We start from the raw sequence: 12986 nt of genomic DNA on the forward strand, positions 1-12986 counted from the left end.
TCGTTTATCTAATTTTAAGAGTTACAATAGTTATAATGGCAAGCAGGATTCCAACAATCCAAAAACGCGTTACAATCTTACTTTCGTGATAACCTGATTTTTGATAGTGATGGTGTAATGGAGACATTTTGAAAATGCGTCGTCCTTCACCAAACTTTTTTCTAGTGTATTTGAAATAGCTAACCTGCAAAACAACCGATAAGTTTTCTGCTAAGAAAATTCCACATAGTATTGGAATTAACCATTCTTTCCTAACAGCAATCGCAATAACAGCTATAATACCTCCAATGGTTAAACTTCCTGTATCTCCCATAAAAACTTGAGCTGGATACGTATTATACCACAAGAAACCAACTAATGCCCCTACAAATGCAGCGATGTAAATTGTTATTTCTTCTGCTCTTGGGATATACATAATATCTAAGTATCCTGAAAAAACGATGTTACTAGAAACCCATGCAAAAATCCCAAGTGTTAATACAATTATAGCAGAAGTTCCTGCTGCGAGACCATCTATTCCATCTGTGAGATTTGCACCATTAGACACTGCTGTAATTATGAAAATGCTAACTAGAATAAAAACGATCCACGCATACTTTTCTAGTTCAGGACTTATCCAAGTAATTAAATCTGAATAATTAAACTCATTGTCTTTTGCGAAAGGAATGGTGGTCTTTGTTGATTTTGTTTCTTCTTTAAATAGTTTTGTAGCTTGTACATCTGGATTTGATGTACGTAATTCATTCTGTTGTGCAATTGGTAATTTTTCTTTAATGGTTACATCTTGATGAAAAAATAGAGTTGCACCAACTATAATTCCTAAACCAACTTGACCAAGCACTTTAAACTTTCCTTTTAAACCTTCTTTATCATTTTTGAACTTCTTTATATAATCGTCAATAAACCCAATGGTTCCCATCCAAAGTGTGGTTACGATTAGAAGAATTATATAAATGTTTTCAAGTTTTGCTAATAACAGTACTGGAATAAGTGTGGCTAAAATAATAATGATTCCACCCATGGTTGGCGTTCCAGCTTTTTCAACCTGACCTTCTAATCCCAAATCACGAATGGTTTCTCCCACTTGCTGTTTTTGTAAAAATCGGATGATCCGCTTACCAAAAATCGTAGAAATTAACAATGACAATATAATTGCCACAGCCGCTCTAAAGGTTATAAACCCAAAAAGTGAAGCTCCAGGTAATTGGAACTGTTGTTCTAGATATTCGAATAAGTAATACAGCATCGTATTTTGTTAATTATTTATTTTCTTTTTTACTTCGTTCTTCCAAACACCTACAAGGTTTTAGAAACCTTGCAGGAGTATTTATTTCTGTAATTGTTCTAAATAGTTTTTAACGATTTTATAATCATCAAAATCAGACCGTTCTCCTTTTATCTCTTGATACGTCTCATGGCCTTTTCCTGCAATTAAAATAATATCGTTTGGTCCTGCCATCTGACAAGCTGTTTTAATCGCTTGCTTTCTATCTGTAATGGACAAGGTTTTTTTGAAATCCTGAGGCTCAACACCTTTTTCCATGTCTTCAATTATGGTTTCAGGGACTTCATGTCTTGGGTTATCGCTAGTTAAAATCACTTTAGTACTTAAGGTTGAAGCGATATGCGCCATTTTTGGCCGTTTCGTTTTATCTCTATTACCACCACATCCAACGACTGTAATCAGTTCTTCATTTTTAGTTCTGATATCATTAATAGTTTGTAAAACATTTTTCAACGCATCTGGTGTGTGTGCATAATCTACAATGGCAGTAATTTTTTCTTCTGAAATAAAATACTGAAAGCGTCCAGCTACATTTTCAAGCTCACTTATTAAGCGTAATATTTCAACTTTATCTAAACCTAATAATTCAGCTGTTCCGTAAATAGCAAGAATATTGTAAGCATTAAAACTTCCTATTAATCGCGTCCACAGCTCACTGTCATTCAACTTTAATAGTAATCCACTAAATTCATTCTCTAAAATTTTCGCTCTGAAATCGGCATAATTTTTTAAAGCGTATGTATATTTTTTGGCTGATGTATTTTGAAACATCACCAAACCATTTTTATCATCTATATTGGTTAAGGCAAAAGCATCATTTGGTAATTGATCAAAAAACCGCTTCTTTACATCTCTATATTCTGCAAAGGTGTCGTGATAATCTAAGTGATCATGCGATAAGTTGGTATAAATACCACCTTCAAACTTTAAGCCTTCTGTTCTACTTTGATGAATACCATGCGAACTCACTTCCATGAAGCAAAACTCTACACCTTCATCATTCATTAACTGCAAATACCTATTAATTGTTAAGGAATCTGGCGTGGTATGCGTTGCCTTATACGTTGTATTATCTACCATAACCTTTACAGTAGACAACAAACCAACTTTATAGCCTGCCTTTTTAAACAACTGATACAACAAACTTGAAACTGTTGTTTTTCCATTAGTCCCTGTAACACCAACAAGTTTTAAATTCTCTGAAGGATGACCATAGAAATTGGCTGCCATATAAGCCATAGCCTGATTAGAATTAACAACTTCTATATAAGTAATTCCATCTTCTAATGTCTCGGGAAGCCGCTCACAAACTATCGCTGTAGCACCATCTTTGATTGCTTTTTCAATATAAAGATGACCATTAGTAACTGTTCCAGAAATTGCCACAAAAACATCATTGGTTTCAATTTGACGTGAATCGAATTCAATTTTACCCACTGTAATATTGGTACTACCAACAACAGCATTAATTGTAACCTTATATAATATGTCTTTTAATACCATCATGATGCTTCTAAAACAACGGTTTGATTGGTTTGTAATTTCTGATGTCTTTCAACAGACTGCTTTTTTATAATGCCATTCCCATTCAACTTCACTCGTACATCTACTTGCAAATTTTCTAACAATGCAATAGCATCCATCGCTGGCATTCCTATTACGCTTGGCATTAATTCTCTATATTTTCGAGCGTTTTCATAATAGCTCTCAAAATCTTCCTCAACCACCTTGTGTTCAAAGTTTAAGGTTTCAACTTCATCTATAATAGGCGTATCCGTATAGATCTTTTGAGCAACTCTTTTAAAAACTGGACCAGCAACATCAGACCCATAAATACCTACTTTTGTACTCGGTTTATGAATAACTACAATGCATGAATATTTTGGGTTATCTGCCGGAAAATAACCAGCAAATGAAGAAATATACTTACGGTCTTTATTCCATTCTTCGGTATTTGCATAATCCGTTCTAGCTGTACCTGTTTTACCTGCCATAGAAAATGTTTCAGAATACATTCGTCTACCTGTGCCACGAATCACAACATTCTTTAATATGTCTTGCATTTCATTCAATGTCTTATTAGAGCATATTTTTTCTACAAGGACTTCTTTTTTAAATACTTCAATGTTTTTATCAAACGACTTTACCGATTTTAAAAAACGAGGCTTAATCAATTCACCATCATTTGCAATAGCATTATAAAACGCTAATATTTGAAGCGGAGTCATTTCTAAGTTATAGCCATAAGCCATAGATGGCAAAGCATTTCTACTCCAGTTAGCAGCTCCAGGCTTTGGAATATCTGGCTCACCTTCTCCAATAATAGCAACACCTAAAGTTTTATCTAACCTCCACGATCTTAATCTATTCAAAAACTTTTCTGGTTCTTGTGAATAATGCTCGTCAATAATAGTTGCCAAACCAATATTAGAAGACACTTCTAAAGCTCTTGCAGCAGAAATCTCACCATAACCAGGACCAGAATCCGTAATCACACGACCATAAAGTGATTTTCTTCCTTTCTTAGTATCTACAACGGTTGATGTATCAATAACCTTATCTTCTAAAGCCGCCATCAAAGCCATAACTTTAAATGTAGAACCAGGCTCATGACTTTCGCCAACCGCATAATTTAGACGTTCGTAATAGTTTCCATTTTTGTTTCGTCCAAGATTAGAAATCGCTTTAATTTCACCAGTTTTTACATCCATAACTACAACACAACCATGATCTGCTTCATAGATTTCTAACTGCCTTAATAAAGAGTGATGCGCAATATCTTGAATGTTTACATCAATAGTGGTATACACATCATATCCATCTTGCGGTTCTATTTGATCAAAATCTGCAATAGGTTTCCATTGCCCATTACCAATTTTTTGTTTTAAACGTTTACCGTTTTTGCCCTGTAAATATTTAACTCCAAAAGCACCATCTATACCTGGCCTTGTAAAGTTCCCATCTTCATCTTGACGCTCATACCCTATGGTTCGTTCTGCAATTCCACCCATTGGGTGTTCACGCCTAGTGGTTTGCTCAACAATTAAACCTCCTTTAATCGCGCCGAGATTTAACAATGGGAAATTGCGCATTCTGATATAATCAGAATAACTAATATTTCGCGCTAATAGGAAATATCTGTTTTTGTTTTTTCGGGCTTTGCGAATTATATTTCTGTAGTACGACTTAGGTTTCCCTTTATAAACGTGAAGTGAATCTGCTAAGGCTCCGATATATTTTTCAAAAGTGACGTCTTTTGCCTGGATGGCATCAATTCTAATATCATATTTAGGAACAGAAGTTGCTAGCAAACTTCCATCTGCAGAATACACATTACCACGATTTGCAGGTATAGGAAAATCTCTAGTTGTAGTTTTTTCTGCAAGCGCTCTATATTTATCACCATGCACAAACTGAATACTCACCAACTTGAACACCACAGCCAAAGCGAATACAAACATGCAGCCTGCTACGAAGTACAATCTGTGTAATATGTTTTTTTCTGTTATTGCCAAAGCTTAGTCTTGTTGCTGTTGTGATTTAACTATTATTTTTGTTGGTGGGTTTAAGGAAATCCCAATTCCTTTTTTTTTCATTTCAGCTTCTACAAAAGATTCCTTTTTAAGCTGCATTAGCTTTCCTCTTTTATCTACAAATGCCGAACGCAATTCTTTTACTTCATTTGTTAGTTTTGCGATTTCATAAACTTTCTGATCAGCACTATGCGAACTCGCAATCATTATGATTGCTAGAAATGAAATAAAAATGATGATACGCCAATTTTTAAACGAATCATCACTGATTAGAAACTTACCTCTTAATATGCTGTATATGTTTTTTTTCATATTTTTTCGGCAATCCTCAGTTTCGCACTTCTAGCTCTATTGTTTTGTTTTATTTCTTCTTTTGTTGGAACTATCAATTTCCCAACCTTTTTTAATGGCACTTCAAAATTGCCAAACACATCGCGTTCTGGCTCACCTTCAAACAAGCCATTTCGTATAAAGCGTTTCACCAACCTATCTTCTAAAGAATGGTATGAGATAAAACTTAAGCGACCTTTCTTTTTTAAAACCTCTGGTGTTTGAAGCAATAATTCTTTTAGCACTTCAATTTCTTGATTCACTTCAATACGAATAGCTTGATAGATTTGCGCCAAAACTTTATTTTCCTTTTGATGGTTTAAAAACTGTTTTAAAACCGCTTTTAACTGTTCGCTTGTTTTTATTTCTTCATCCTTACGTGCCCCAACAATTACTCTTGCCATTGCAGGCGCTTGTCTTAATTCACCATATTGAAACAGAACAGCTCTTAATTGTTCTTCGTCATAATTATTAATAACTTCAAATGCCGACAGCTTACTATCTTGATTCATTCGCATATCTAAGTCAGCTTCAAAGCGTGTAGAAAAACCACGTTCGGCAACATCAAATTGATGCGATGACACTCCGAAGTCAGCCAACACTCCATCAACCTCTTTAGCGCCATAAAACCTTAAAAAACGTTTTATAAATCTGAAATTCTCATTGATTAACACAAACCGATCATCATCAATTGTATTTACCAACGCATCTTTATCTTGATCAAAAGCGAATAATTTTCCGTTTGGACCTAAGCGCGATAAGATTTCACGACTATGACCTCCACCTCCAAAAGTGACATCGACATATACACCGTCTGGCTTAATTGCCAAACCATCGACGGTTTCTTTTAGTAAAACTGCATTATGATAATCCATTGTCTTCATCGTCTTGCCCCATGACTTCTTCGGCCAAATCTGCAAAATCTGAAGCCGCATCATCAATAGCTTGTTCGTATTTATCTTTATCCCAGATTTCAAGAATATTAACAGCAGAAGCCAACACGACCTCTTTTGTAATACCTGAAAAACTGATTAAATTTTTCGGAATTAATAAGCGACCAGTACTATCTACTTCAACAATTTTAACACCAGCCGTAAATCGTCTTATAAAATCATTATTCTTTTTCTTAAAACGATTGAGCTTATTTATTTTCTCCATCATTTTGTTCCATTCAGACATAGGATACAACTCCAAACACGGTTGAAACACAGCGCGCTTTAATACAAAACCATCTTGCAAAGCCGCTGACAACTGTTTTTTTAAGACAGCAGGTATCATTAACCTCCCTTTAGCATCAGCTTTACATTCGTATGTTCCTATAAATGAATTCAATCCGTTTTTCTTTCTATTCTAACGATTAAGAATCAAAGATATTGAAAATTTAACCACTTTTTACCACATTTTACCACATTTGTTGATAAGTTTTGGTTTAAAACCACTTCAACTTATATTAACACCAATGAATTCAACTTTTCAGCAACTATTTTTAAGTGGGAATTATTAACAACCTCTAACGTCATATTCTTCCGATAAAAAATTTCGATATTTTTTCCATATTATTTATATTCTAAAGGATTTGGTTATATTTGTTTCTAACACATAAGCACGAACTTGCAAATGGCACACCTTTTAAAGAAAGAAAAGGATTTTAGATATATTGAAGTAGGCGAAGGCACACCAATTATTGTGTTGCATGGCTTAATGGGTGGACTCAGTAACTTTGACGGAGTCACTAAACATTTTAGTTCTATAGGTTACAAGGTTATTATACCTGAACTCCCTATTTACACCATGTCTCTAATAAAAACCAATGTTAAAAACTTTGCTAATTACCTAAAGGATTTTATCGAATTTAAAGGTTTAGACGATGTTATTTTATTAGGTAACTCTTTAGGTGGACACATAGGTTTATACCATACAAAATTATATCCTGAAAAAATAAAAGCGCTTATAATCACAGGAAGCTCTGGACTTTACGAAAGCGCCATGGGAGGTGGTTACACCAAACGAAGCGATTACGAAGTAATGAAAAAGAAAGCGCAAGAAGTGTTTTACGATCCTGCTGTAGCAACCAAAGACATCGTGGACGAAGTCTATGAAACGGTTAATGACCGCAATAAGCTTATAAAAACCTTGGCCATAGCAAAAAGTGCCATTAGACATAATATGGCAAAGGATTTACCAAATATGAATACACCTATCTGTATTATTTGGGGAAAGAATGACACTGTAACTCCACCAGAAGTTGCAGAAGAGTTTCATGAGTTATTACCAGATTCTGAGTTGTATTGGATTGATAAATGCGGCCATGCGGCCATGATGGAACACCCTGAAGAATTTAATGACATATTGAGTGCTTGGTTAATAAAAAGAGGATTCTAAATAGCTTAAACTCACACAAAGCCTCTTATATAGTAAAGAATAAATTACCTTAAAGTTTAATTAAAATAAGATTCCCATTGTCATGGGAACTAAAGATGAAAATAAAATCAGCTGAATTTGTAGTTAGTAATTCTGAAGTGGCAAAATGCCCCAAAGATAATTTACCCGAATATGCTTTTATTGGACGAAGTAACGTGGGCAAATCGTCTTTAATTAACATGCTAACGGATCGCAAAAGCCTAGCAAAAACGTCTGGACGACCAGGAAAAACACAGTTAATCAATCACTTTTTGATTAATAAAAATTGGTATTTAGTAGATTTACCAGGTTATGGTTATGCGCGTGTTTCAAAATCATCTAAGAAGAAGTTTCAGAAATTTATTACCAATTATTTTGAACAACGACAACAATTACTTTCTGCATTTGTCCTTGTTGATATTAGACATAAACCTCAACCGATCGATTTAGAATTTATGCAGTACTTGGGTGAAAGCGGCATTCCTTTTGGAATCATCTTCACCAAAGCTGATAAACTAAAGCCAAAAGCCATTGAAAAACACGTTGAAGCGTATTGCGAAGTACTTCTGAAAACTTGGGAAGAATTACCACCTTATTTTGTAACGTCTTCTTCAAAAGGCATTGGGCAAGACGAAGTTTTAGGGTTTATTGGCGCTACAAATGAAGAGATTGAAGAATTAAAATCTAATTAAGTCTTCACATCCAAAGCATCTCGTAAAGCATTACCAACTAACATAAACGCCATTACCAATAGCATAATACAAAGTCCTGGAATTAAGGCCAAATACGGTTTTCCTAATATTATATAATTGTAATGATCTTTTATCATCGCGCCCCAACTTGCCATAGGTGGTTGCGCTCCAATGCCTAAGAAACTTAAACCGCTTTCTATTAAAATAGCGGCCGCAAAATTAGCGGCCGAAATGACGATTAAAGGCCCAAAAATATTGGGCAATATGTGTTTTGTGATAATTCTATAATCATTATACCCTAAAGCTCTTGCCGCTGTAACATATTGCATTTCCTTAGCACTAATTATTTGCCCTCTCACCACTCTTGCCACTTCCACCCACATCGTTAAACCCACAGCAATAAAAACTTGCCAAAAGCCTTTTCCTAAGGCCAGTGTAATAGCAATAACTAATAACAACGTAGGAATGGACCACGTGATATTTATGATCCACATAATAAAGGCATCTATTTTACCACCATAATAGCCTGCTAAACTTCCCATTAATAGTCCAACGATTAAGGAAATAAAAACAGCAACAAAACCAATGAAGAATGAAATCCGTGAACCAATTAGAATACGGCTTAAATAATCGCGTCCGTATTTATCAGTACCAAAAACAAATCCTCTGTTTTCTATATAAGATTCATAATTTGAATTTGGAAATCGTGACACAACGATTTGCTTTTCCTGTCCTTGCAAACCATCTGATGCATATTCTACATAATGTAAAACCTCATTTTTCACCTCATAAGACTGAATAGGAATCTCGGTATCTGTATTATTTTTTCCGAAGAATAATTTTGAAAAGAAGTTTTGACCCGCTTCAATTCCTGATGGAATGGTTAGCATTTGCACTTCAAAACCGGGTGATTTTGAATGAATAGACAAATGCATTTGATTCGCATTTTTTGAAGCGTCTGGTGCAAACACATAAGCAAAGATAGAAATTAACCCAATACACGTAATGATAGCCAAACTAAAAACGCCCCAAAAGTTCTTTTTAAACTTTTGAAGCGCTAAGCTTGTTAATGAATTATTTTCGTTAGACATATTGAGCTTTAGAATTGTACCATTGTTAAATGTTTAAGTAAGTGAAACACCCCTAAAGTCTCCTCAAGAGGACAATCCATATAATTAAAACATTTAGGACAGAAACAAAGGTATTGAACCATTAAAGATTTAGTCGCTTAATTCTTCACAGATTCTGCAACTTTATTTTTTATAGCATACGTCATTTTTAAATCGTGAAGTACATTAATAGCTTCCTCAACATACACATCTTTAGCTAAAGCTTCATGCCAGCGATTACGCTTTTCTAACAATACAGAATCCTTATCCATTAGTTTAACTTCATAAGGCAACGATGTAAAAGTTAAGTCTGTTTGGTATTCGGATAGCTTAGCAAAACGTTTTGCTTCTTCTTCGTTAATATCCATTTCCTTTTTGTACGTCTCATAGTTTAAAGAATACGACTCACGATCTCTAATTTTCTTTACCCATTGTGCATTTGCATCAATAAGTTTCAACTGTTCATTAGCTGCCATTCTGGCTTTACTCTTACTAATTGTAGTATCGTAATCGAAATAATTACCCCAAACTTCATAATCAGCAGCATCAATTTTATCCCAAGCTAAAGGGTTATCTTGATTTTTTTCTCCTATATCAATATAACTGTAACGGTCTGGGACAATTACATCACTCTTTACACCTTCTAATTGTGTTGACCCTCCATTAATTCTATAAAACTTTTGAGTGGTAAACTTTAACGCTCCCATATCTCCCTTAGTGTTATTCTTAACCATTCGATTGAGGTCCATAACCGTTTGCACAGTTCCTTTACCGTAAGTTTGCTTACTACCAATGACGATACCTCGCTTATAATCTTGCATCGCAGCCGCTAAAATCTCAGATGCAGAAGCAGACAATTCATTTACTAATATCACTAATGGTCCATCCCAAACAATAGACTTATCTTTATCCGCAAGTACTTCTTTTGCAGAACCTGTTGTTTTTACTTGCACAATTGGCCCTTCTTCTATAAACAAGCCTGCAATATCTACAACGGTTTGTAACGAACCTCCACCATTATTTCTTAGGTCCATAACCAAGCCTTCAACACCTTCTTCTTTTAACCTTAAAATTTCTTTTTTAATATCTGAAGCCGCATTTCGTTCGTTATAATCTTCAAAACTGATATAGAACTTAGGTAAATTTATGACACCAAAGGTCTTTCCTTCTTTTTCTACTATCGAAGATTTTGCGTAGGTTTCTTCTAATTCAACCACATCTCTTGTTATAGAAATGTCTTGAATAGTTCCATCTACTTTTTTCAAGGTTAATGTAACAACTGTTCCTTTTGGGCCTTTTATATATTTAATTGCGTCAGCTAAGCGCATGCCAACCACATTGATTGACTCGTTTTCATCTTCTTGTTTTACTTTAAGAATTTGATCGCCAACTTCTAATTCGTTTCCTCTCCATGCTGGTCCACCACTAATAACTTCGTCAACCAGAATACCATCTACTTTCTTTTGTAAACGAGCACCTATTCCTTCAAACTTTCCAGAAATATCTCTATCAAAACGCTCCTTATCTTCCGGTGCAAAATAAAATGTATGCGGATCAAAGCCTTCTACAATTGCATTGATATAAACAGAAAACCAATCGTTACGTGTTCTGTCTTCAATATAATCGTACAATACATCGATTGATTCTTTTGTTGCTAATCGTGCTTCAGCTTCAATTTCCTTCAATGACTTCTTCTCATTAGTCTCTGATGTTTCTGAATCTGCTTCTTGCTGTGAAATTATTTCATCATAATTAGCAATGGTTGAAAATTTAAGTTGTTGTCTCCAACGCTCTTTCAATTCACGCTTATTTGTAGCGTAAGTTAAGTCCTCATAATCTGCAACATAGTCTTCATCTTTAGAAAAATCGAATGGTTTTTCTAAAATTTCAGTATAGATTGTTTTTGCTTCTGCAATACGTTGTAATAGGCGTTGATGTGTAAGGTTGAAAAATGACACATCATACGCTTTAATTTGATCATCTATTTTATCTTGATAAGCTTTAAATTCTTTGATATCTGATGCGTAAAAAAATCGCTTAAATTGATCGACGTTATTCAAATAATCTTCAAATACTTCAAATGAAAAATCATCATTAATGTCCTTTGGCTCAAAATGACCTTGATCTAAAAGATACGTAATAAGCTGCATCAGTAATTTATCCTTATCTGGATCTTCAAATTTCTTACTTGTAAAACTGCATGAGGCGAATGCTATCAATAAAGCGAGTAGCAAAAATTTATATTTCCCTTTCATAATTCTTTTTTATTGTATTAATTCGGTAAAAACAACTTAAACAATCATCAAAACTCTTCAATTGAAGCTGATACTTTGTTTTAGTCCATTAATTCCTTAAATGATTATTATTAAGTAGGTTCTCAATTTTTCACTAAAATAGTAGAAAAAACCGTGCCATAAAAAATAGATAGCCTATTTTTTTGTTAAAGCTAAGATTACTCATAAATCGCTACCTTTTTTAGTATTTTTACAACTCATTAAACTTTTGTACGAAATGTCAGCACGCCCTTTAATTTTAGTTACCAATGATGATGGCATCACTGCTCCAGGATTAAGAACTTTAATTTCTGTAATGAACGACATTGGAGATGTTGTGGTGGTTGCACCAGACAGTCCTCAAAGCGCAATGGGACATGCTATTACCATCAATTCTACATTACATATGGAAAAAGTAACTATAGATGGTAAGCAACCTGAATATAGTTGTTCTGGCACTCCTGCAGATTGTGTAAAACTCGCTGTTAATGAAATTTTAGGTAGACGACCAGACATTTGTGTTTCGGGAATAAACCACGGATCTAATTCATCAATAAACGTTATTTATTCGGGTACAATGAGCGCGGCTTTAGAAGCTGGTATTGAGAGTATTCCTGCCATTGGGTTTTCGTTATTAGATTACAACTGGAATGCAAATTTTGAACATTGTAAATCTTTTGTAGAAACCATTACAAGACGAGTTTTAGAACATGGATTACCAGACGGTGTTGTTCTAAATGTAAACATACCAAACCTTGAAAAAAAAGCTATAAAAGGCATTAAGGTTTGCCGACAAGCGCGTGCCAATTGGAAAGAAGAGTTTGACAAACGCACCAACCCAATGGGTCGTGAATATTACTGGCTAAGTGGTAAATTTGTAAATATGGACAAAGGGCAAGATACCGACGAATGGGCTTTAGAACATGGTTATGTCTCTGTTGTGCCTGTTCATTTTGATTTAACCGCACATCACACGATTCAAAACTTAAACACCTGGAAATTAAACAACTAAACACTACGGCGTTTAGACCAAATAGCATATGAAAAAAGAGATTTTAATAGGATTTGCAGTTGGCGTTATCGCTACAATTTTTGGATTTATTTTTGCTATTCAGATTTTTGGACACTCTGATGATTGGGGAACTGTAATTGAACAAGCCATTACCGAAGGTTTTTTCACAAAACTAATGAGTATTGGTGCCCTACTCAACTTAGGAGCATTTTTCATTTTCTTGAAGAAGAATAAAGACCACAGAGCAAAAGGAGTTTTAATTTCTACAGTGGTAATACTAATTATAACAATGGTTATTAAATTTTTTAACTGATTATTTAAATTGTTCCTTTGACGTATAAAAAGCAATAAA

At 34.4% G+C, this 12986-nt stretch carries 12 protein-coding genes; 4 read left to right on the forward strand and 8 right to left on the reverse strand.

The features are described from left to right. Positions 1-4: 4 nt before the first annotated feature. The 6 genes from mraY to mraZ all read right to left on the reverse strand — a co-directional run bounded on the left by mraY (position 5) and on the right by mraZ (position 6480). Positions 5-1246: a phospho-N-acetylmuramoyl-pentapeptide-transferase gene (gene mraY, locus ITJ86_RS01450; protein WP_195869822.1), complete on the reverse strand. Its 1242-nt coding sequence runs from the start codon at positions 1244-1246 to the stop codon at positions 5-7. Between the two features lie 81 nt (positions 1247-1327). Further along, entirely contained in the window at positions 1328-2791 is a 1464-nt protein-coding gene (locus ITJ86_RS01455; RefSeq protein ID WP_195869823.1) for a UDP-N-acetylmuramoyl-L-alanyl-D-glutamate--2,6-diaminopimelate ligase, read from the reverse strand. Then, the gene (locus tag ITJ86_RS01460; protein WP_195870161.1) at positions 2788-4746 is read right to left on the reverse strand and encodes a penicillin-binding protein; all 1959 of its coding nucleotides are present in this window, start codon (positions 4744-4746) and stop codon (positions 2788-2790) included. The genes ITJ86_RS01455 and ITJ86_RS01460 overlap by 4 nt, the downstream gene beginning before the upstream one ends. A 57-nt stretch (positions 4747-4803) precedes the next feature. Beyond that, positions 4804-5130, reverse strand: a complete 327-nt coding sequence (locus ITJ86_RS01465) for an FtsL-like putative cell division protein (RefSeq protein WP_195869824.1) — start codon at positions 5128-5130, stop codon at positions 4804-4806. Further along, positions 5127-6023 (reverse strand): 16S rRNA (cytosine(1402)-N(4))-methyltransferase RsmH, encoded by an 897-nt coding sequence (gene rsmH, locus ITJ86_RS01470; RefSeq protein ID WP_195869825.1) that lies wholly within the window; start codon positions 6021-6023, stop codon positions 5127-5129. Before rsmH ends, ITJ86_RS01465 begins: the two co-directional genes overlap by 4 nt. After that, positions 6010-6480 (reverse strand): division/cell wall cluster transcriptional repressor MraZ, encoded by a 471-nt coding sequence (gene mraZ / locus ITJ86_RS01475; RefSeq protein WP_195869826.1) that lies wholly within the window; start codon positions 6478-6480, stop codon positions 6010-6012. The genes rsmH and mraZ overlap by 14 nt, the downstream gene beginning before the upstream one ends. Before the next feature lie 285 nt (positions 6481-6765). On the opposite strand from mraZ, the gene ITJ86_RS01480 reads away from it, so the two are divergent. Both ITJ86_RS01480 and yihA read left to right on the forward strand, forming a co-directional pair. Next, entirely contained in the window at positions 6766-7530 is a 765-nt protein-coding gene (locus ITJ86_RS01480; protein ID WP_195869827.1) for an alpha/beta fold hydrolase, read from the forward strand. A 95-nt stretch (positions 7531-7625) separates the two neighbouring features. After that, positions 7626-8240 carry a ribosome biogenesis GTP-binding protein YihA/YsxC gene (gene yihA / locus ITJ86_RS01485; RefSeq protein ID WP_195869828.1) on the forward strand — a complete coding sequence of 205 codons (615 nt, stop codon included), beginning with the start codon at positions 7626-7628 and terminating at the stop codon, positions 8238-8240. Here the strand turns inward: yihA and ITJ86_RS01490 are convergent. Further along, complete coding sequence (locus ITJ86_RS01490; RefSeq protein ID WP_195869829.1) at positions 8237-9331, reverse strand: ABC transporter permease; 1095 nt, start codon at positions 9329-9331, stop codon at positions 8237-8239. The genes yihA and ITJ86_RS01490 overlap by 4 nt on opposite strands. Positions 9332-9468: 137 nt before the next feature. After that, complete coding sequence (locus tag ITJ86_RS01495) at positions 9469-11604, reverse strand: carboxy terminal-processing peptidase (protein ID WP_195869830.1); 2136 nt, start codon at positions 11602-11604, stop codon at positions 9469-9471. A gap of 256 nt (positions 11605-11860) precedes the next feature. On the opposite strand from ITJ86_RS01495, the gene surE reads away from it, so the two are divergent. Both surE and ITJ86_RS01505 read left to right on the forward strand, forming a co-directional pair. After that, entirely contained in the window at positions 11861-12634 is a 774-nt protein-coding gene (gene surE, locus ITJ86_RS01500; RefSeq protein ID WP_195869831.1) for a 5'/3'-nucleotidase SurE, read from the forward strand. Between the two features lie 28 nt (positions 12635-12662). Further along, complete coding sequence (locus ITJ86_RS01505; protein ID WP_195869832.1) at positions 12663-12947, forward strand: hypothetical protein; 285 nt, start codon at positions 12663-12665, stop codon at positions 12945-12947. The last annotated feature ends 39 nt before the right edge of the window (positions 12948-12986 follow it).

The organism is Winogradskyella marina (assembly GCF_015645385.1).
GTDB lineage: Bacteria > Bacteroidota > Bacteroidia > Flavobacteriales > Flavobacteriaceae > Winogradskyella > Winogradskyella marina.

Excerpts from the sequence above, each read along its gene's own strand:
- mraY (WP_195869822.1), bottom strand. The coding sequence starts at position 1,246 with ATGCTGTATTACTTATTCGAATATCTAGAACAACAGTTCCAATTACCT.
- ITJ86_RS01455 (WP_195869823.1), bottom strand. The coding sequence starts at position 2,791 with ATGATGGTATTAAAAGACATATTATATAAGGTTACAATTAATGCTGTT.
- ITJ86_RS01460 (WP_195870161.1), bottom strand. The coding sequence starts at position 4,746 with ATGTTTGTATTCGCTTTGGCTGTGGTGTTCAAGTTGGTGAGTATTCAG.
- ITJ86_RS01465 (WP_195869824.1), bottom strand. The coding sequence starts at position 5,130 with ATGAAAAAAAACATATACAGCATATTAAGAGGTAAGTTTCTAATCAGT.
- rsmH (WP_195869825.1), bottom strand. The coding sequence starts at position 6,023 with ATGGATTATCATAATGCAGTTTTACTAAAAGAAACCGTCGATGGTTTG.
- ITJ86_RS01480 (WP_195869827.1), top strand. The coding sequence starts at position 6,766 with ATGGCACACCTTTTAAAGAAAGAAAAGGATTTTAGATATATTGAAGTA.
- yihA (WP_195869828.1), top strand. The coding sequence starts at position 7,626 with ATGAAAATAAAATCAGCTGAATTTGTAGTTAGTAATTCTGAAGTGGCA.
- ITJ86_RS01490 (WP_195869829.1), bottom strand. The coding sequence starts at position 9,331 with ATGTCTAACGAAAATAATTCATTAACAAGCTTAGCGCTTCAAAAGTTT.
- ITJ86_RS01495 (WP_195869830.1), bottom strand. The coding sequence starts at position 11,604 with ATGAAAGGGAAATATAAATTTTTGCTACTCGCTTTATTGATAGCATTC.
- surE (WP_195869831.1), top strand. The coding sequence starts at position 11,861 with ATGTCAGCACGCCCTTTAATTTTAGTTACCAATGATGATGGCATCACT.
- ITJ86_RS01505 (WP_195869832.1), top strand. The coding sequence starts at position 12,663 with ATGAAAAAAGAGATTTTAATAGGATTTGCAGTTGGCGTTATCGCTACA.